Here is a 19,766-nt window from a genome sequence, read left to right as displayed (position 1 = left end):
ACGAGGAGCCACCGCGATGTACCCCCGCGCACACCACGGCGACACCGCCGACGTCCCGGCCCAGCCGAAGTTCCCCGACCTGGAGCAGGCCGTCCTCGCCTACTGGGACGCCGACCGCACCTTCCAGGCCACTGTGGACGCCCGCCCGGCCGGCGACAACGGCGCCAACGAGTTCGTCTTCTACGACGGCCCGCCCTTCGCCAACGGCCTGCCCCACTACGGCCACCTGCTGACCGGCTACGTCAAGGACGTCGTCCCGCGCTACCAGACGATGCTGGGCAAGCACGTCGAACGCCGCTTCGGCTGGGACACCCACGGCCTGCCCGCCGAGGTCGAGGCCGAGAAGCAGCTCGGCTTCAGCGCCAAGAGCGAGATCGAAGAGTTCGGCATCGAGAAGTTCAACGAGGCCTGCCGGACCTCGGTGCTCCAGTACACGGGCGCGTGGCGCGACTACGTGACCCGCCAGGCCCGCTGGGTCGACTTCGACAACGACTACAAGACCCTCGACCTGGACTACATGGAAAGCGTCATGTGGGCCTTCAAGTCCCTGTGGGACAAGGGATTGGTCTACGAGGGCTTCCGGGTGCTCTGGTACTGCTGGCGCTGCGAGACGCCGCTGTCCAACACCGAAACCAAAATGGACGACACCTACCGCAACCGCCAGGACCCGGCGGTCACGGTGTCGCTGCGCCTGGACGCCCCCGGCACCGAACTCGACGGCGTGCACGCCCTGGTCTGGACGACGACCCCGTGGACGCTGCCGTCGAACCTCGCCGCCGCCGTGCACCCCGAGGTCGACTACGTCGTGGTCGAGGCCTTCGACCACCCCGAGCGCCGCTACCTGCTCGCCGAGGCCCGCGTGTCGGCCTATGCCCGCGAGCTGGGCGACGAGCCGACCGTGGTCAGCCGCCACACCGGCGCCGACCTGCTGGGCACCCGCTACCGGCCGCCCTTCGACTTCTTCGTCGGCCGGGAGAACGCCCACCAGGTGCTGGCCGCCGACTACGTCACCACCGAGGACGGCACGGGCATCGTGCACATCGCCCCCGCCTTCGGTGAGGAGGACAAGGTCGTCACCGACGCGGCGGGCATCGAGGTCGTCCTGCCGGTCGACCCGCACGGCCGCTTCACCGCCGAGGTCGCCCCCTACCAGGGCCTTCAGGTCTTCGAGGCGAACAAGCCGATCATCCGCGACCTCAAGGACGCGGGCCTGCTGCTGCGCCACGAGACCTACGACCACCCCTACCCGCACTGCTGGCGCTGCGGCAACGCGCTCATCCAGCGCGCGGTGTCGTCGTGGTTCGTGGCGGTCAGCCGGTTCAAGGACCGCATGGTGGAGCTGAACCAGCAGATCAACTGGGTGCCCGGCCACATCAAGGACGGCCAGTTCGGCAAGTGGCTGGAGAACGCGCGCGACTGGAACATCAGCCGCAACCGGTTCTGGGGCTCGCCGATCCCGGTGTGGGTCTCCGATGACCCGGAGTACCCGCGCACGGACGTCTACGGCTCGCTGGAGGAGCTGGAGCGCGACTTCGGCGTGCGCCCGAGCGACCTGCACCGGCCCTCGATCGATGAGCTGACCCGGCCCAACCCCGACGACCCGACCGGGAAGTCGACCATGCGCCGGGTGCCCGAGGTGCTGGACTGCTGGTTCGAGTCCGGCTCGATGTCCTTCGCCCAGGTGCACTACCCGTTCGAGAACCGCGAGTGGTTCGAGGACCACTACCCGGGCGACTTCATCGTCGAGTACAACGGCCAGACGCGCGGCTGGTTCTACACCATGCACGTGCTCGCCACGGCGCTGTTCGACCGCCCGGCGTTCACCAACTGCATGGCGCACGGGATCGTCCTCGGCGACGACGGGCAGAAGATGTCCAAGTCGCTGAAGAACTACCCGGACGTCAACGAGGTGTTCGACCGCGACGGCTCGGACGCGATGCGCTGGTTCCTCATGGCCTCGCCGATCCTGCGCGGCGGCGACCTCGTCGTCACCGAGCGCGGCATCCGCGACGCCGTGCGCCAGGCCGTGCTGCCGCTGTGGAACTCGTACTACTTCCTCGCGCTGTACGCCAACGCGGAGAACAAGGCGGGTGTCTTCCGGGTCGACTCGCCGCACGTGCTGGACCGTTACGCGCTGGCCAAGACCCGGCAGCTGGTCGAGTCGGTCACCGCGGCGATGGACGCCTACGACATCTCCGGGGCGTGCCAGTCGGTGCGCGAGTTCCTCGAGGTGCTGACGAACTGGTACGTCCGCCGCTCGCGCGAGCGGTTCTGGTCCGGCGACACCGACGCCGTCGACACCCTGCACACCGTGCTGGAGGTCGTCTGCCGCGTCGCCGCGCCGCTGCTGCCGCTGACCGCCGAGGTCGTCTGGCGGGGCCTGACCGGCGAGCGGTCGGTGCACCTGGCGGACTGGCCGTCGGCCGAGGCGCTGCCGCAGGACGACGCCCTGGTCGCGGGCATGGACCGGGTCCGGCAGGTGTGCTCATCGGCGCTGGCGCTGCGCAAGGCCAACAAGCTGCGCGTGCGGCTGCCGCTGGCCTCGCTGCTGGTCGCCGCCGAGGACGTCGCGGTGCTGGAGCCGTTCGTGGAGCTGATCCGCGACGAGGTCAACGTCAAGGCGGTCGAGCTGACCACCGACGTCGCCGCGCACGGCCGCTTCGAGCTGGTGGTCAACGCCCGTGCCTGCGGCCCACGCCTGGGCAAGGACGTGCAGAAGGTCATCAAGGCCGTCAAGGCCGGCGAGTGGACGACCGACGAGTCCGGCGCGGTCGTGGCGGCCGGCCTGACGCTGCTGGAGGGCGAGTACGAGCGCCGCCTGGTGGCCGTCGACCCGGGGGCGACCGCCGAGCTGCCGGGCGGCCTGGTGGTGCTCGACACCACCGTCACCGCCGAACTGGCGGCCGAGGGCGTGGCCCGCGACCTGGTCCGCGTCGTGCAGCAGGCGCGCCGCGACGCCGGGCTCGCGGTGTCCGACCGCATCGCGCTGACCGTGGACGCCCCCGCCGAGGTCGTGGCGGCGGTCTCGGCGCACGAGGCGTTCATCGCCGGGGAGACCCTGGCCGACACGCTCACCCACGCCGCCGTCGACGGCGGCTCGGCGGGCACCGTCGGCGAGGGCGTCGAGGTGAAGGTGGCCGTCGTCCGGCGGTAGTGGTGCTCGGCCGTTAGAGGTGCTTTGTCGAGAAGCGGCTCCCCAGGGAGCCGCTTCTCTGGCATCCTGGCCGGGAACTTGGGGGTTCAGCCGTGTCCGAACGCACGAAGCGTCTTGTGCTGCTCATCGCGTCGCTGGCGGTCGTCGTGATCGCCGTCGCCGCCTACCTCGGCCTGACGTCGAGCGACCCGCCGCGCCCGGTGGAGGAGGCCGCGGGCACGGGCGCGCCGAGCGCCACCGCGCAGGACATCGGCGAGGCCTTCGTCGACGCCTGGTCCCGCGGCGACCACGCCGCCGCCGCGTCCCGGACCGACCAGCCCGCCGCCGCCGCGAGCACCCTGGACACCACCCGCGACACCCTGACCCCCGCCTCCTTCGACGCGGCCCTGACCGGCGCGGTGACCGAGTCCGGCGACAAGGCGACCGGCAAGCTCAAGGTCACCTGGACCCTGGACGAGGCCCGCGCCTGGACGTACACGAGTGCGATCACCCTGTTCCGGGCGCAGGGGGAGTGGTCTGTCCGCTGGTCCCCGGTCATCGTCCACCCGAAGATGACCGCGGGCCTCACGCTGGCCAGGAAGCCGCCGCTGGACATCAGCGTGGTCGACCGCTCCGGCGAACCCCTGGTCCGCGACGGCCAGTCCCTGCCCGCCGCGGGCACCATCCTGGGCCCCGGCATGTCCCGCGTGGCCGCGGGACGCACCAAGGGCGAGGACGCGATCATCCTGGTCGACGGCACAGGCGCGGAGAAGGCCCGCCTGCTCAAGCCGTCGGCCGACGTCGGTCAGCCAGTGAAGTCCACTCTGGACATCGGCGTGCAGGCAGCGGCCCAGGCCGCCGTGGATTCGGTCGAGAACCCCGCCTACCTGGTCGCCATCCACGCCCCCACCGGCGGAATCCTGGCCGTCGCCCAGAACGCCGCCACGGAGGGAAGCCCCCGCGCCCTCAACGGCCTCTTCCCGCCCGGCTCCACCTTCAAGGTCGTCACCACCGCCGCCGCCCTGGCGACGGGCACCACCCCCACCACAGTCCTCCCGTGTCCCGCCCAGACCACGGCGGGCACCCGAACCATCCCCAACGACAACAACTTCACCCTGGGCGACGTCCCCCTCCACACCGCCTTCGCCCGCTCCTGCAACACCACCTTCGCCACCCTCGCCGCCGACCTCCCGGCCGACGCCCTCTCCACCGCAGCGAGCCAGTTCGGCCTGAGCGCGGACTTCGAGATCCCCGGCATCACCACCCAGACGGGCAAGGTCCAACCCGCCGAAAGCACACCACAGCAAGTGGAGAACGCCATCGGCCAAGGCACAGTCCAAGCAAGCCCCTTCGGCCTGGCCCTGATGTCAGCCACCGTCGCCAACGGCGCACCCGTCACCCCCAAGCTCTACAGCAACCTGGCAACCCGGGTGATCACCGCCTACGACTCCCCACCACCAGCCACCACCTCCGCCCTGCGCACGATGATGCGCCGCACGGTCACCTCAGGCACAGCCTCAAACCTGGCCGGATACGGCCCGGTGGCGGGAAAGACCGGCACAGCCCAATACGGCGACGGCTCAACGTCCCACGGCTGGTTCACCGGCTACCGCAACGACGTGGCCTTCGCGGTCCTGGTGGAAGCCGCAGGCACGTCTACCCCAGCCCTGACCGTCTCCGCGAAGTTCTTGTCCGCCACCGGCGGCTGACCCGCCACCACCAACGCCCCATCACCCAAGAACGCCACGGCACCATCGGACCACCCCGCCAAGCCGCGGATCACACCATCTCCCGCGCGTAATGGTTCAGGAACGCGCACTGCCGACACCGGAACGCCTCGATCACGTACTTGTCCCGCCCCATCAACTTCGCCCCACCGAACAACCCCCGCTCCAACGCCCCCGCGACCCACGCCGTGAACCCCCGAGCCGACTGCCCGCTGTCCATCACGAACCCAGGCTCAAGATCCAGACACCCGCACGCCGCACACTTGATCCGCATACCCGGCAACCTAACAGCGAATCAGTCCCCCAACCGCAGAACCACCTCGAACGGCTCGAACCCCTGAGCCCGGTAGAACGCGATGGCCCCGGCGTTGGCCGCATACGCGGACACGGTGAAGCGCGTCGCCCCCTCACCCCTGGCCCACCCGAGGAAGTCCGCGACCAACGCCGTCCCCACACCCCCGCGCCGCCCGCCATCGGCCACCCGCATGCTCTCCAACACCCCCACCACCAACCCGGGATGCAGCTCATCCTTCCGGACCCGCCCCACGAGGTGCCCCACCACCGCACCCCCGTCCCGCGCCAACGAACACAACGCCGAGTCAGAGCCGATCAACCCGCCGTAGTACTCCGAACCCTCCCGAGCAGGCCACCCGGTATCCATGTACGGATCACGCGTCCCCCCATCCTCGGCGAACAGCGCAGCAGCCGATTCCACAAGCGCAGGAAGGTCAGCCGGAACAGCCCGCGCGATGTCAACCATGCCGGCGAGCCTAGAACACCCACACCACCAAAGTCGCCACCGCAGTAGTAGCCGCCAGCGCCACAGTCGGCTTCCGATGCGGATACACCAACGCGTGCCGCCCCACCCGAGCCCGGTGCATCACCCCGCACTCCACAGCCCCCACCAACAACAACGCCACAAACGGCACAGCCAACACCGCCGCCGACCCACCCAGCTGATCCGACGTGGCCGCGACCGCCAACAACGCGATCACCCCCATCGCCAACGGCCGCAACCGAAACGAGAACAACGCCCCCACCGAAGCGAACACCCCCGCTGCCGCCAACACCGGATCAAGCCCCAACCACTCCGACAACCCAGGAGCGGAAGCCGAACTGAGATCGGTGGAAGTCCACCCCAACCCCACCCCCAACGCGAACAACGACCCCACCATCAGCGACAGCCGCCGCCGCCTCCGCCGCCACACCAGATACGCCGCCGTGGGGACCAGCGCCAACGCGATGGGCGCCGTCAACACCGCCACCACGAGGAACAACGTCGCCCACAGATCCGGAGCGAGCCTCCGGTGCCGGTGCGGCGTCCACAGCAGGACCAGCGCCGCCACCGCCCACATGGCCGCCAGGTTCTCCGGCCGCACCCCGATCTGCGCCGTCACCGCCAACGGCGACACCGCCGTCAGCCCGACCGCCGCCCCCGCCGTCCACCGGCTCAACCCCATCCGCCGGGCCATCCACCAGATCCCCACGGCCACCGCCACCGCCGCCAGCACCACCGGCTCGCGAACCGCCGCCAACCCGGTCTCATGCCGCCCGAAGGCCCCTGTGACCGTCGTGTAGACGCCCAGCTGCAACAGCGCGAGGATCGACGCGCCCCCCGGGTCCGTGCCCAGCCGGTCGAGCGCGTGGACGCTCACCACGTGATCCGCCTCGCCCGCCTGTGTCGGATCAGCCAACGACGCGATCCGCACGAGCACCGCCAGCCCCGCCAGCACGACGAGCGACCCCCGCGCGATCACGGTGGCCCGCGGCGCGAGCGGCCGGGGCAGCGTGACCAGCGACCCCCGCGCGATCACCCCCGCCCGGGAAGCGAGCCGACGGGCCCGGCCGGGCCGGGTCCCGGCCCGGGGCCGCGCCGCAGGCCCGGCCAGGGCTGGGGGACCGGAGAGGGCAGGGCGATCGGGGAGCACGGGGGGACCGGAGAGGGCAGGGGGGGCGAGGGGGGACTCGGCGCCGAGGTGGGGAGTCAGGTGGGCGAGGGGGGCGGACTGCGGCGGGATCACGGAGCGTTCGGTGGTCATCGGCGTCCGCGCGACCTCCGTTCCTTGGCGTCGGTTCGGCTTATGCTAGTCGGCCTTTCGGCCCCTTGCGTACTGCAACTTTCTGTGCCCGGCACCCGCGTCCAGGCGGGTGATCGACTGGGCAGTTCCTTGCTCTGAACGGGGGATCGGTCCATTCGCGTGCAATGCTCACCCGGTGCGGTTCGGGATTCGGGTGAAACCGGGGGCGCGGCGCACCGCCGTCGGGGGGACCCACGGCGACGCGCTCGTCGTCGCCGTCTCCGCGCCCGCTGTGGAGGGCAAGGCCAACGAGGCCGTGCGCCGGGCGCTCGCCGAGGCGCTCGGCGTGCGGGCACGGGACGTGGCGATCGTGGCGGGGGAGCGCGGCAGGGACAAGGTCGTGGAAGTCGACGGCGACCACGCAGCCGCGCTGGAGCGGCTGCGCGCCGGGTGATCATGATGACAAGATCGCCGGGAACGCCCCTCCGGCGGGCATTGCGGGGGCTGTCGGGTCGCTGACCTCGCCCTGTCCACTTCGTGAGTGCCCGGTCGTGGGGAAGAATGCCCCCGGGGTTCGGACGGGAGGGTGCGGGTGGGCGAGTTGACCTTGGGGCTCGGCGTCGGCGCGGCCGTGCTCCTGGTCGCGGTGCTGGCGGTGCGGGTGTCCGTCCGATTGGGACTCCCGTCGCTGCTGCTGTACCTCGGCATGGGCGTGCTGCTCGGCGAGGCCGGGCTCGGCATCGAGTTCTCCGACGCGAGCCTCACCCAGGCCCTCGGCCTCGCCGCGCTGGTGCTCATCCTCGTCGAGGGTGGTCTGACGACCCGGTGGTCGGACGTCAAACCCGCCGTCGGCGCGGGTCTGGCCCTGTCCACAGTGGGCGTCTTGATCAGCATCGGCATCGCGGGCGTCGCCCTGCACTACCTGCTGGGCCTGGACTGGCGCACCGCGCTGCTCTGGGGCGCGGTCCTCGCCTCCACCGACGCCGCCGCCGTGTTCAGCGTGCTGCGCACCCTGCCCATCACGCGCAGGCTCGCGGGCTCGCTGGAGCTGGAGTCCGGCATCAACGACGCGCCCTGCTACATCGCCGTCGTCCTGCTCGTCGGCACCGCCCCCATCGGCTGGGACGCGGCGCTGCTGCTGGTCTACGAACTGCTCACCGGCGCGATCGTCGGCGTCGCGCTCGGCTGGCTCGGCGCGCACGCCCTGCGCCGCGCCGCGCTGCCTGCCACCGGCCTCTACCCGCTGGCCACCGTCGCGGTGTGCGTGCTCGCCTTCGCGGGCGGCCAGGCCCTGCACGCCTCCGGCCTGCTCGCCGCCTACCTCTGCGGCCTGGTCCTCGGCAACGCCAAGCTGCCCCACCGCGCCGACACGCTCTCCTTCGCCGAGGGCCTCGGCTGGCTGGCCCAGATCGGGCTGTTCGTGCTGCTCGGCCTGTTCGCCAGCCCCGCCCGCCTGCTGGACGCGATCATCCCGGGCCTGGTCGCGGGCGCGGTCATCACCTTCCTCGCCAGACCGCTGTCGGTGGCGCTGTCGGCGTCCTGGTTCGGCATGCCCTGGCGGGAGCAGATCTTCCTCTCCTGGGCCGGGCTGCGCGGCGCGGTGCCCGTCGTGCTCGCCATGATCCCGCTGACCGAGGGCAGACCCGGCGCCGAACAGCTGGTCGACGCCGTCTTCGTGCTCGTCGTGGTCCTGACCCTGCTCCAGGGCACCACGCTGAAACCGCTGGCCAGACTCCTGCGCCTGGACGCGGGCGCCCAGCCCCGTGAGGTGCAGGTCGACGTCGCCTCCCTCGACGAGCTGGACGCCAGCCTGCTCCAGGTCGCCATCCCCAAGGGCTCCAAGCTGCACGGCGTCTACATCAGCGAGCTGCGGCTGCCGCCCGGGGCGACGGTCAGCCTCGTCACCCGCTCGCACAGCGCGTTCACCCCCGGCCCCACCACCCGCCTGCAGGAGGACGACCACCTCCTCATCGTCACCACCGAGGACGTCCGCGACGCCACCGAGGCCAGGATGCGCGCCATCGACCGCGCGGGCCGCTACGCCCGCTGGCACGGCGAGACCGGCCTCGGCTGAGCGCCCGCGCCACCCCGACCGCGCCCCGGGCGACCCCGCACGTGGACAATGGCCCGGTGAGCAGCGAGCAACCGATCGAGACCGACCCGCAGGAGCCCGCACCCGACCCCGTCCTGCCGTGGCGCGGCCTGTGGCTGATCGCGGCCGCTGTCGTCGTGTACTCCCTCGACGTCGTCACCAAGGTCCTCGCCGTGGCGAAGCTGGAGAACCGCGAGCCCGTCGAACTGCTGGGCGGCGCGCTCTACCTGCAGCTCATCCGCAACCCGGGCGCCGCGTTCTCCATGGCGACGGGCATGACGTGGCTGTTCACCATCGTCGCGGCCGGCGTCACCATCGCCATCATCTGGATCCTGCCGAAGCTGCGCTCCACCGGCTGGGCCATCGGCCTGGGCCTGGTGCTGGCAGGCGCGATGGGCAACCTCACCGACCGCCTGTTCCGCGCGCCCGGCGTCTTCGAGGGCCACGTGGTCGACATGATCTCGGTCTTCGCCCCCAACGGCGACTTCTTCCCGGTGTTCAACGTCGCCGACATGGGCATCAGCTGCGGCGGCGTGCTCATCGTCGTGATGACCCTCTTCGGCCGCGACTACGACGGCAAGATCGTCAAGTCGGGCAAGGCGGCCAAGGCCGAGCAGGCCGACAAGGCGGAGAAGGGCGGCTCCGAGTGAGGGACTCACGCACCCTGCCCGTGCCCGACGGCCTCGACGGCATGCGCGTCGACGCCGGGATCGCCAAGCTCCTCGGCCTGTCCAGGACCGTCGTCGCCGCGCTCACCGACGCGGGCGACGTCCTGGTCGACGGCCGCGCCGCGGGCAAGTCCGACCGGCTCATGGCGGGCTCGTGGCTGGAGGTCACCCTCCCCGAGCCCGAGCGCCCCATCGAGGTCCAGGCCATCCCGGTCGACGGCCTGGAGCTGCTGTTCGAGGACGACGACATCGCCGTGGTCGACAAGCCCGTCGGCGTCGCCGCGCACCCCAGCCCCGGCTGGACCGGCCCCACCGTCATCGGCGGCCTCGCCGCCGCGGGCGTGCGGGTCTCCACCTCCGGCGCCGCCGAGCGCCAGGGCGTCGTGCACCGCCTCGACGTCGGCACGACCGGCGCCATGGTGGTCGCCAAGAGCGAGCACGCCTACACGGTGCTCAAGCGCGCGTTCAAGGAGCGCACGGTCGAGAAGCGCTACCACGCGCTGGTCCAGGGCCACCCCGACCCGAGCCTCGGCACCATCGACGCGCCCATCGACCGCCACCCCCGCCACGACTACAAGTGGGCCGTCGTCGCGGGCGGCAAGCCCAGCATCACCCACTACGAGACCATCGAGGCCTTCCGCGCCGCGTCACTGCTCGACGTCAAGCTGGAGACCGGCCGCACCCACCAGATCCGGGTGCACTTCTCCGCCCTGCGCCACCCGTGCGTCGGCGACCTCACCTACGGCGCGGACCCGGCGCTGGCCAAGCGCCTGACCCTCTCCCGCCAGTGGCTGCACGCCCGCTCGCTCGGCTTCCACCACCCCGCCGACGGCCAGTGGGTCGAGTTCACCAGCGAGTACCCGGCCGATCTCGCCGCCGCGCTGGAGCTGCTGAGCGCCGAATCCTGACCCCGGAGCCCCGGTTCGAGTAAGTTGACGGGTGAACCAGGTCCCCGGCTGGGAGGTCGGCATGCCCCACGGCACCACCCGAGACGACGACCCGTTCGCCTCCGGCGGCCACGGCCGCTTCCTGGAGAACGGCGTCGCCCCGCCGGTCATCGGCGCACTCCCCGACCACCCCGACGTCGAGGAGACCATCCGCACCGAACCACAGGGCGCACGCCGCTACGACCGCGAACCCCCGACCTCCCCGATCCCGGCGCAGACCGCCGAGCCGGAGAAGAAGCCGGGGTTCTTCAGCAAGCTCTTCGGCCGCTAGGCGGGGTCGCCGCCGCTCACCGGAGACGTCTTCGACCGCGACAGCCGCTCATCGTTTAGCTTCGTTCTGGTGAATGTCAAAGACCGCGCACGAAGCAGAACTGTCTGGGTTGTGGCGCGGGTCCGCTGCGAGTGCTCGAAAATGGCAAGCTCCCGTCGCACAATTCGACGAACGGGAAACGATGCGAGCCGTGCCTGCTCGTGCGAAGTCAGTTCTCGATCGCCCAGGTGAGGGTTCGGGACTCCTCGTCCGGGCGCGGGCTCCAGCGCACCGACGTCAGCACGGTCTCCTCCGGCACCACGTACACGGTGTGTCCGCCTGCGGTCTCCCCAGGAGCCACCCCGATGCGGTGCGGCGGCCGTGAGGACAGCGACACCGGGGCCTTGGTGATCTCCCGGCCGTCGTCGGTGACCAGCACCAGGTACAGGTCCGGCAGCGTGCCGAACTTCACCGCGCCGCGGTTGACCAGCTCGGTGTGCACGACGATCGAGCGCTCGCCCTCCTGGAGCCGGTAGCCCGCCGCGGTGAACAGGTAGTCGGCCGGGTCGACGACCTCGATCAGCTTGATCGAGAGGCGCTCGCCCTCCAGGCCCTCGGTCTCCAGGGCCTCGCCCGCCTTGCCGGTGCGGCGGTGGGGCCGCGCCGCGGGCTGGGTGCGGTCCATGCTCCCGGCCAGGGTGCCGCCGGGCGGCTGGTCGCCGCGCGCCCAGGTGGAGGACTGCGGCGGGCCCCAGACGTTGATGGGGTCGCCCGGGTCCGGCGGCGGGAGCTGCTGCTGCGGGGGCTGCTGGGCGGGGAAGGGCTGGCTCGGCGGACCGACGCGCACCGCGTGCTGGCCGCTCGGCGGCGCGACCTGGTGCGGGCCGCTCGGGCCGCCCTGGGGCGGGCCCTGGTACGGGTACGCCCCGTACTGGGCGGGCTGCTGCTGGACGGGTTGCTGCTGGACGGGTTGCTGCTGGTAACCGGGGGGATAGCCGTAGCCGGGCTGGGGCTGCATGCGGGCCAGCGCCGCCCGCACGCCGTTCGGGTCGCACTCGACGCCGACCAGCAGCGGCACCCCGGACGCCGAGAGCGCCACCAGCCGCGACGCGGCCTCGCGCGGGTCCATCCCCAGCCGCGCCGCCACCTCGTGCACGGCCGCCCGACCCATCTCGGCGACCACGCCGAGAAGGCGGGCGTCAACAGCATCCGTCACGGTCCGCACGCTACCGGGTCACCCCCGCCACCGCGTCGGAAGCCGATGATCGACACGGCGGTGAACCCGGTCGGTGATCATCCCGTCGCGCTCAGCCGCAGGGCGGGCCTGCGCGGGTCGTCCACCCTGGCGGCGACGTCGGCGGTGCTCAGCGGGTCGACCTCGGCCTCGTAGCGGGCGTAGGCGGGCAGCGCCCACGGCTCCGCCGAGCGTCGGGCCAGCGCGGCGGGGGTGAGCGAGAGGTGCACGGACAGCTCGTGCGGCAGGCCCCGGCCGAGCAGCAGCTCCCCGTCGACCAGCACCACGCCGCCTTCGGGCAGCGCGACGTACCCCACCCGGGTGGCGCGGTCGGTGACGGCGTCCCAGAGCGATGGCAACACCCGCCCGGGGATCACCGGATCGAGCACTTCGCGGTGCAGCGCGCCGGAGTCCAGCCACCCCTCGTAGCGGGCGTCGGGGTCCTCCCGGCCGCGCTCGAAGCGCAGCGACGCGGGCCGCAGGAAGTCGCCGGCGCGCACCCGCACGACCGGTCTGCCCAGCACGCGCAGCCGCTCGGCGACGGCGTCGGCGAGGTCGCCGGGAGCCGTCGGCGGAGCCCCGTCGACGAGCACGCGCGACCACGGCCGGTGACTGTCGCGAATGATCAACTCGGCGACGTCATCGGCGAGTTTCTCTTGTGTGGTCGGGAGAAATCGCACGTCGGCATCATTCCCGGCGCGCCTGGCGCACCCACTTCCGGGGCTGGTCTAGGCTGCCCCGGTGGCCGCTGAATCCTTCGCTCATCTGCACGTGCACACCGAGTACTCGATGCTCGACGGAGCGGCCAAGCTCAAGGACATGTTCGCCGAGTGCGAGCGCTTGGGGATGTCCGCCGTGGCGATCACCGACCACGGCCACACCAACGGCATCTACGACTTCTACAAGCAGGCCACCGCCGCCGGGATCAAGCCCATTCTCGGCATCGAGGCCTACCTCGCGCCCGCCTCGCGCTTCACCAAGGACCGCATCCGCTGGGGCGACCCGTCGCAGAAGGGCGACGACGTCTCCGGCTCCGGCGCCTACACCCACCAGACGATCTGGGCCCGCAACGCCGCCGGTCTGACCAACCTGATGAAGCTCTCCAGCCGCGCCTCGCTGGAGGGCCAGCTCGGCAAGTGGCCGCGCATGGACCGCGAGCTGATCGCCGAGCACGCCGACGGCCTGATGGCCACCACCGGCTGCCCCTCCGGGGAGGTCCAGACCCGCCTGCGCCTCGGCCAGCCCGACGAGGCCCTGGAAGCCGCCGCGGCCTATCGCGACATCTACGGCAAGGACAACTTCTTCGTCGAGCTGATGGACCACGGCATCGAGATCGAGAGCCGCGTCCGCTCCGGCCTGGTCGAGGTCGCCCGCAAGCTCGACATCCCCTTCGTCGTCACCAACGACTCGCACTACACCTACCGCAGCGACCGCGACGCCCACGACGCGCTGCTCTGCGTGCAGACGGCCAGCACCCTGCAGGACCCGACCCGCTTCCGCTTCGACGGCGACGGCTACTACCTGAAGTCGCCCGACGAGATGCGCGCCGTCGACTCCTCCGACCCGTGGCAGGAGGGCTGCCGCAACACCCTGCTGATCGCCGACAAGGTCGACCCGGCGGGGATGTTCCAGTTCCAGAACCTGATGCCGCGGTTCCCGATCCCCGACGGCAAGACCGAGGACGAGTACTTCCGCGAGCAGGTCTGGGAGGGCATGCACCGCCGCTTCCCCGGCGGCATCGATGAGGAGCACCGCAAGCAGGTCGAGTTCGAGATCGGCGTCATCCTGCAGATGGGGTTCCCGGCGTACTTCCTGGTTGTCGCCGACCTCATCCTCTGGGCCAAGAACAACGGCATCCGGGTCGGCCCCGGCCGCGGCTCGGCCGCGGGCGCGCTGATCGCCTACGCCATGGGCATCACCGACCTCGACCCGCTGGCCCACGGGCTGATCTTCGAGCGGTTCCTCAACCCCGACCGCGTCAGCCCCCCCGACATCGACATCGACTTCGACGAGCGCCGCCGCGGCGACGTCATCCGCTACACCACCGAGAAGTGGGGCGCGGAGAAGGTCGCCCAGGTCATCACCTTCGGCACGATCAAGGCCAAGGCCGCGATCAAGGACTCCGCGCGGGTGCTGTTCGGCCAGCCCGGCTACTCCATCGCCGACCGCATCTCCAAGGCCTACCCGCCCGCGGTCATGGCCAAGGACATCCCGCTCAACAGCCTGTTCGACCCGCAGCACAAGCGCTACGCCGAGGCCACCGAGATCCGCGAGCTGTACGGCAGCGACCCGCAGGTCAAGGAGATCATCGACACCGGCCGCGGCCTGGAGGGCCTGATCCGCAACGCGGGCGTGCACGCCTGCGCGGTCATCCTCTCAGCCGAACCGCTGATGGAGTCGATCCCGCTGTGGAAGCGGCCCCAGGACGGCTCGATCATCACGCAGTTCGACTACCCGACCTGTGAATCGCTCGGCCTGCTGAAGATGGACTTCCTGGGCCTGCGCAACCTCACGGTGATGGACGACGCTCTGCGCAACATCAAGAGCAACGGCAAGAAACTCGTCTACGACGGCGAGGAATACGACGACATCGCGCTGATCGGCCTGGAAGACAAGAAGACCTTCGAGCTGCTTTCCCGCGGTGACACGCTCGGGGTGTTCCAGCTCGACGGCGGCCCCATGCGCGACCTGCTGCGCCTCATGCGCCCCGACAACTTCGAGGACATCTCCGCCGTCGGCGCGCTCTACCGCCCCGGCCCGATGGGCGCGAAGTCGCACACCAACTACGCGCTGCGCAAGAACAAGCAGCAGGAGATCACCCCCATTCACCCGGCGCTCGCCGAAGCGCTGGAGGAGACCCTCGGCACCACCTACGGCCTGATCGTCTACCAAGAGCAGGTCATGGCCATCGCCCAGAAGCTCGCCGGGTACACGCTCGGACAAGCGGACCTGCTCCGCCGGGCCATGGGCAAGAAGAAGAAAGAGGTCCTGGACGCCGAGTTCGTCAACTTCTCGGCGGGCATGGAGAAGAACGGGTATCCGAAGGACGCGATCAAAACGCTGTGGGACATCCTCGTCCCCTTCGCCGACTACGCGTTCAACAAGGCCCACTCGGCCGCCTACGGCCTCATCTCCTACTGGACCGCGTTCCTCAAGGCGAACTACCCGGCCGAGTACATGGCCGCGCTGCTCACCTCGGTGCGTGACGACAAGGACAAGGCGGCCGTCTACCTGTCGGAATGCCGCAAGATGGGCATCACCGTCCTTCCGCCGGATGTCAACGAATCGGCGAAGGACTTCGCCCCGGTGGGGGAGGACATCCGCTTCGGCCTCGGCGCGATCCGCAACGTCGGCGCCAACGTGGTGGAGTCGATCATCCGGGCGCGCACCGAGAAGGGCGAGTTCACCGACTTCTCCGACTTCCTGCGCAAGGTCGACGCCTCGGCCTGCAACAAGAAGGTCGTGGAATCGCTGATCAAGTCCGGCGCCTTCGACTCGCTCAAGCACCCCCGCAAGGGCCTGTTCCTGGTGCACACCGACGCCATCGACGCGATCATGGAGACGAAGAAGGCCGAGGCCGTCGGGCAGTTCGACCTCTTCGGCGCGGGCGGCGACGGCGACGAGGACGTGAGCAGCGTCTTCGACGTCCGGGTGCCCGACGACGTGTGGGAGTCCAAGCACCAACTCGCCCTGGAGCGGGAGATGCTGGGCCTCTACGTCTCCGGCCACCCGCTCGACGGCGTCGAGCACATCCTCGCCTCGCAGTCCGACACCGCCATCGCGGCGATCCTGGAAGGCGGCATCGCCGACGGCACCCAGGTCACCCTGGGCGGCATCCTGGCCTCGGTCAACCGCAGGGTGAACAAGAACGGCGAGCCGTGGGCCTCGGCCCAGCTGGAGGACCTCAACGGCGGCATGGAGGTGCTGTTCTTCCCCAAGACCTACGGGGTGATCGGCATGAGCGTTCTGGAGGACGCGATCGTGCTGGTCAAGGCCAGGGTCGCCAAGCGCGAGGACCGCATCTCCCTGATCGCCAACGACCTCGCCGTCCCCGACCTCTCCGTCACCGACATGCCGTTCCGGCTCAGCATGGCGGCCACCAAGTGCACCCCGTCGCTGGTCGGCCAGCTCAAGGACGTCCTCACCGCCCACCCCGGGCGCACGGTGGTGCACCTGAAGCTGATCAACGGCCACCGCCAGACCCTCCTCAAGCTGGACGAAGGCCTGCGCGTCACGCCGTCGCCGTCGCTGATGGGGGACCTCAAGGCGCTGCTGGGCCCGAGCTGTCTCGCCTGACGGCGTGATCTTCGGCTACCCTGGGGTCGGCGGGAGCTGACCCCAGGGGAGGGGCAAGTGTCCATTTCGGATCGTCCGGCGGCGCTGCACATCGAGCCCGACTTCATGCAGGACCCGTACAGCCTCTACGCCGCGTTGCGCGAGTCCGCGCCGGTGCGGCGCGTGGAGATGCCGAGCCACTTCTACGGCTGGCTGGTCACCCGCTACGCCGACGTGCGCACCGCGCTCGCCGATCCCTCGGTGAGCAAGGACTTCGACGGCGCGGTGAAACTGGCCGAGCGCCACCGCAGCGAGGGCGTCGAACCCGGCGAGTTCGCCGCCGAACTCGCCGCCCACATGCTCAACACCGACCCGCCCGACCACACCCGCCTGCGCAAACTCGTCAACCGCGCCTTCACCGTCCGCCGCGTGGAATCCCTGCGCCCCCGCATCCAGCAGATCACCACCGACCTGCTCGACACCATGTCCGGTGACGTGGACCTGTTGTCCGCCTTGGCCTTCCCCCTCCCGATGACGGTGATCTGCGAAGTCCTCGGCGTCCCCGACGGCGACCGCGACGACTTTCGCCGCTGGTCAGCAACCCTGCTGTCCGCCGCCCCTCCAGAGGAGATGCGCGCAGCGGGCGAGTCCATGGTCGCCTACCTGCTCCACCTGATCACCGCCAAACGCGCCAACCCCGCCGACGACCTCCTGACAGCCCTCATCCAAGCCAGCGAAGACAACGACCGCCTCACCGAGCCCGAACTCATCTCGATGGCGTTCCTCCTGCTGGTCGCAGGCCACGAAACCACCGTCAACCTCATCGGCAACGGCGTCCTGGCCCTGCTCACCCACCCCGACCAACTAGCGGCCCTCCGCGCCGACCCGAGCCTGCTCCCCAGCGCGGTGGAGGAGTTCCTGCGCTACGACAGCCCGGTAAACCTGGCCACCCTCCGCTACACCACCCAACCCCTCACCCTCGGCGACAACACCATCCCCGAAGGCGAGTTCCTCCTGATCTCCCTGGGCAGCGCCAACCGCGACCCCGCCCGCTTCCCCGCCGCAGACTCCCTGGACATCACCCGATCCCACTCCAGCCACATGGCCTTCGGCCACGGCATCCACTACTGCGTGGGCGCTCCCCTGGCGAGGATGGAAGCCGAAACAGCCATCGGCTACTTGCTGGCCCGCTTCCCCAACCTGCACCTGTCGGTGGCCCCCACCGACCTGCGCTACCGCCACAGCCCCCTACTACGCGGCCTGGAAGAACTCCCAGTCCGCCTGGCGTAGCCCCTCGCCTCTCTCCCCATCGGACACCGCCCGCCCGACCCGCGTCCCGCCGAACCACCACCCGAACCGCGAACCAGAACCACCCGCCCCCCCGGTGTGGCGCACCACCATCGTGGTCCACCCGGGGTACGGTACAGCCGATGCGGGGGCAGGACGAGTCAACTTCCAAGGTGGTGACCGCGCGACTGAGGCGCGTGCGCATCCACCTCACCGTGGTGACCCTCCTGGGCCCGCTCATCACCACCGCCGTGATCCTCGCGACCGCCGCCCCGCTCCCCTTCCTCACCATGCCCGCCGCCCTGGCCGCCGCGGGCATCGCCTGGTTCCGAGCGATCCGCTTCTGCCCCCGCCGCTGGCCCCTCCGCGCCGCCACCCTCGGAACCTTGTCCGGAACCGCGCTGGGAATCGCCACCTACCCCTGGTCGGCCCCCATGGCCGCGGTAGCCCTGGGCGCCCTCGGCTGGTGGATCGCCGACAAGGCCCGCGCCGCTGTCCTGGAGCCCTACACCCCGGAACTGGCCGACTCCCCGGTCGAGGTCCCCTGGCAGGCCCGCGGCGCCCGCGGCCTGGAACTCGTCATCGGCACCGACCGCATCTCCCTGGCAGGCGCCCGCTTCCGCACCGTCCGCCCCGCCGTCGCGCTGTCCGGCGTGGGCACCATCGAACAGGTCATGGTCGCCCGCCGCGCCACCCTGCCGGTCCCCGGCGTGGGCGAGGTCCGCGTCACCGTCACCCCCGGCCCCGCCGTCCGCATCACCGTGCCCCCGGGCGAGTGGATCGTCCCCACTGACCACGGCCGCGAGATCGCCCGCCTGGTCGCTCGCCGCAAGGTGATCGCCGGGGTCGACTAGCCTCCGCACGTGTCCCCCGACGAGCTGCTAGCCGCCGACCGCGCCCACGTCTGGCACCCGTACGCCCCCATGCCGGGCACCCACGACCCGCTCGTCGTCCGCGAGGCCGAGGGGGTCCGCCTGACCCTGGCCGACGGCAGGCAGCTCATCGACGGCATGTCCTCCTGGTGGGCGGCGATCCACGGCTACCGCAACCCCGTCCTCGACGCCGCGGTCACCGACCAGCTCTCCCGGATGAGCCACGTCATGTTCGGCGGCCTCACCCACGAGCCCGCCGTCCGCCTGGCCACCACCCTGGTCGACATCACCCCCGACCCGCTGCGGCACGTCTTCCTCTGCGACTCCGGCTCGGTCTCCGTCGAGGTCGCGGTGAAGATGTGCTTGCAGTACTGGCGCTCAACCGACCGCCCCGCCAAGTCCAAGCTCCTCACCTGGCGCGGCGGCTACCACGGCGACACCTTCCAGCCGATGAGCGTCTGCGACCCCGACGGCGGCATGCACTCCCTCTGGCGCGGCGTCCTCCCCGAGCAGATCTTCGCCGACCCCCCGCCCGCCGCCTTCGAGCACGACTACGTCGCCCACCTGGCCGCCCTCATCGAAGACCACGCCGACGAACTCGCCGCCGTCATCGTGGAACCGGTCGTGCAGGGCGCGGGCGGCATGCGCTTCCACGACCCCCGCTACCTGCACGTCCTGCGCGAGCTGACCCTGGCCAACGACGTCCTGCTGATCTTCGACGAGATCGCCACCGGCTTCGCCCGCACCGGCGAGCTCTTCGCCGCCGACCACGCGGGCATCAGCCCGGACGTGATGTGCCTCGGCAAGGCCCTCACCGGCGGCTACCTGAGCCTCGCCGCGACCCTGTGCACCCCCCGCGTCGCCGACGGCATCTCCCGAGGCGAACTCCCCGTCCTCGCCCACGGCCCCACCTTCATGGGCAACCCCCTGGCGACGGCCGTCGCCTCCGCCTCCATCGACCTGCTGCTGGCGGGCGACTGGCGGGGAACGGTCAAACGCATCGAGTCCGAGCTGACCGCGGGCCTGGCCCCGGCCCGCGACGTCCCCGGCGTCCGCGACGTGCGCGTCCTGGGCGCGATCGGCGTCGTGCAGCTCGACCACCCCGTCGACATGGCCGCCGCCACCAAGGCCGCCGTCGACGCGGGCGTCTGGCTGCGCCCCTTCCGCGACCTCATCTACACGATGCCGCCCTTCATCAGCACCAGTGACGACGTCGCCGCGATCACGGCGGGAATCGTGGCGGCCGCCCGCGCCTAAGCTGAG

Annotated in this window: 16 protein-coding genes; 11 read left to right on the top strand and 5 right to left on the bottom strand. The window is 71.0% G+C overall.

Translation table 11 applies throughout. The features are described from left to right. The first annotated feature begins 16 nt into the window (after positions 1-16). Both ileS and ACFPM7_RS19305 read left to right on the top strand, forming a co-directional pair. Positions 17-3,154 (top strand): isoleucine--tRNA ligase, encoded by a 3,138-nt coding sequence (gene ileS / locus ACFPM7_RS19310; protein ID WP_378249050.1) that lies wholly within the window; start codon positions 17-19, stop codon positions 3,152-3,154. Positions 3,155-3,246: 92 nt separating this feature from the next. Next, complete coding sequence (locus ACFPM7_RS19305) at positions 3,247-4,842, top strand: penicillin-binding transpeptidase domain-containing protein (RefSeq protein ID WP_378249049.1); 1,596 nt, start codon at positions 3,247-3,249, stop codon at positions 4,840-4,842. Between the two features lie 70 nt (positions 4,843-4,912). Here ACFPM7_RS19305 and ACFPM7_RS19300 read toward each other — a convergent pair whose 3' ends face one another. The 3 genes from ACFPM7_RS19300 to ACFPM7_RS19290 are packed head-to-tail and all read right to left on the bottom strand — an operon-like array spanning position 4,913 to position 6,674. Then, on the bottom strand, positions 4,913-5,134 hold the full coding sequence (locus tag ACFPM7_RS19300; RefSeq protein ID WP_378249048.1) for a hypothetical protein: 222 nt from the start codon (positions 5,132-5,134) through the stop codon (positions 4,913-4,915). A gap of 21 nt (positions 5,135-5,155) precedes the next feature. Beyond that, positions 5,156-5,620 carry a GNAT family N-acetyltransferase gene (locus tag ACFPM7_RS19295; protein ID WP_378249047.1) on the bottom strand — a complete coding sequence of 155 codons (465 nt, stop codon included), beginning with the start codon at positions 5,618-5,620 and terminating at the stop codon, positions 5,156-5,158. A 10-nt stretch (positions 5,621-5,630) separates the two neighbouring features. Continuing rightward, positions 5,631-6,674 (bottom strand): glycosyltransferase family 39 protein, encoded by a 1,044-nt coding sequence (locus tag ACFPM7_RS19290; protein WP_378249046.1) that lies wholly within the window; start codon positions 6,672-6,674, stop codon positions 5,631-5,633. A 400-nt stretch (positions 6,675-7,074) separates the two neighbouring features. Here ACFPM7_RS19290 and ACFPM7_RS19285 point away from each other — a divergent pair, with 400 nt between their 5' ends. The 5 genes from ACFPM7_RS19285 to ACFPM7_RS19265 all read left to right on the top strand — a co-directional run bounded on the left by ACFPM7_RS19285 (position 7,075) and on the right by ACFPM7_RS19265 (position 10,856). Beyond that, the gene (locus tag ACFPM7_RS19285) at positions 7,075-7,332 is read left to right on the top strand and encodes a DUF167 domain-containing protein (protein WP_378249045.1); all 258 of its coding nucleotides are present in this window, start codon (positions 7,075-7,077) and stop codon (positions 7,330-7,332) included. Positions 7,333-7,470: 138 nt separating this feature from the next. Next, positions 7,471-8,952, top strand: a complete 1,482-nt coding sequence (locus ACFPM7_RS19280; protein WP_378249044.1) for a potassium/proton antiporter — start codon at positions 7,471-7,473, stop codon at positions 8,950-8,952. 56 nt (positions 8,953-9,008) lie between these two features. Further along, positions 9,009-9,620, top strand: a complete 612-nt coding sequence (gene lspA, locus ACFPM7_RS19275; protein ID WP_378249043.1) for a signal peptidase II — start codon at positions 9,009-9,011, stop codon at positions 9,618-9,620. A 41-nt stretch (positions 9,621-9,661) separates the two neighbouring features. Beyond that, on the top strand, positions 9,662-10,546 hold the full coding sequence (locus tag ACFPM7_RS19270) for an RluA family pseudouridine synthase (protein WP_378249221.1): 885 nt from the start codon (positions 9,662-9,664) through the stop codon (positions 10,544-10,546). 31 nt (positions 10,547-10,577) lie between these two features. After that, entirely contained in the window at positions 10,578-10,856 is a 279-nt protein-coding gene (locus tag ACFPM7_RS19265) for a hypothetical protein (RefSeq protein WP_378249042.1), read from the top strand. Between the two features lie 208 nt (positions 10,857-11,064). On the opposite strand, the gene ACFPM7_RS19260 is transcribed toward ACFPM7_RS19265, so the two are convergent. Then, positions 11,065-12,051: an AsnC family protein gene (locus tag ACFPM7_RS19260; protein ID WP_378249041.1), complete on the bottom strand. Its 987-nt coding sequence runs from the start codon at positions 12,049-12,051 to the stop codon at positions 11,065-11,067. A 77-nt stretch (positions 12,052-12,128) separates the two neighbouring features. Then, positions 12,129-12,749, bottom strand: coding sequence for a nucleoside/nucleotide kinase family protein (locus tag ACFPM7_RS19255; RefSeq protein WP_378249040.1), 621 nt, complete (start codon positions 12,747-12,749; stop codon positions 12,129-12,131). 61 nt (positions 12,750-12,810) lie between these two features. On the opposite strand from ACFPM7_RS19255, the gene dnaE reads away from it, so the two are divergent. From dnaE to ACFPM7_RS19235, 4 genes are all read left to right on the top strand, one after another. Next, positions 12,811-16,365, top strand: a complete 3,555-nt coding sequence (gene dnaE / locus ACFPM7_RS19250) for a DNA polymerase III subunit alpha (RefSeq protein WP_378249039.1) — start codon at positions 12,811-12,813, stop codon at positions 16,363-16,365. 57 nt (positions 16,366-16,422) lie between these two features. Then, positions 16,423-17,634 carry a cytochrome P450 family protein gene (locus ACFPM7_RS19245; protein ID WP_378249038.1) on the top strand — a complete coding sequence of 404 codons (1,212 nt, stop codon included), beginning with the start codon at positions 16,423-16,425 and terminating at the stop codon, positions 17,632-17,634. A 173-nt stretch (positions 17,635-17,807) separates the two neighbouring features. Continuing rightward, complete coding sequence (locus ACFPM7_RS19240) at positions 17,808-18,485, top strand: hypothetical protein (protein WP_378249037.1); 678 nt, start codon at positions 17,808-17,810, stop codon at positions 18,483-18,485. Between the two features lie 9 nt (positions 18,486-18,494). Continuing rightward, entirely contained in the window at positions 18,495-19,760 is a 1,266-nt protein-coding gene (locus tag ACFPM7_RS19235) for an adenosylmethionine--8-amino-7-oxononanoate transaminase (protein WP_378249036.1), read from the top strand. The last annotated feature ends 6 nt before the right edge of the window (positions 19,761-19,766 follow it).

This window comes from Actinokineospora guangxiensis (assembly GCF_042657845.1).
Taxonomy (GTDB): Bacteria; Actinomycetota; Actinomycetes; order Mycobacteriales; family Pseudonocardiaceae; genus Actinokineospora; species Actinokineospora guangxiensis.
The sequence above is the reverse complement of the archived record's forward strand: the minus strand, read 5'-3'. Positions and strand labels throughout refer to the sequence as shown.

Coding starts and splice junctions, on each gene's coding strand:
- ileS (WP_378249050.1), top strand. CDS start 17: ATGTACCCCCGCGCACACCACGGCGACACCGCCGACGTCCCGGCCCAG.
- ACFPM7_RS19300 (WP_378249048.1), bottom strand. CDS start 5,134: ATGCGGATCAAGTGTGCGGCGTGCGGGTGTCTGGATCTTGAGCCTGGG.
- ACFPM7_RS19295 (WP_378249047.1), bottom strand. CDS start 5,620: ATGGTTGACATCGCGCGGGCTGTTCCGGCTGACCTTCCTGCGCTTGTG.
- ACFPM7_RS19270 (WP_378249221.1), top strand. CDS start 9,662: ATGCGCGTCGACGCCGGGATCGCCAAGCTCCTCGGCCTGTCCAGGACC.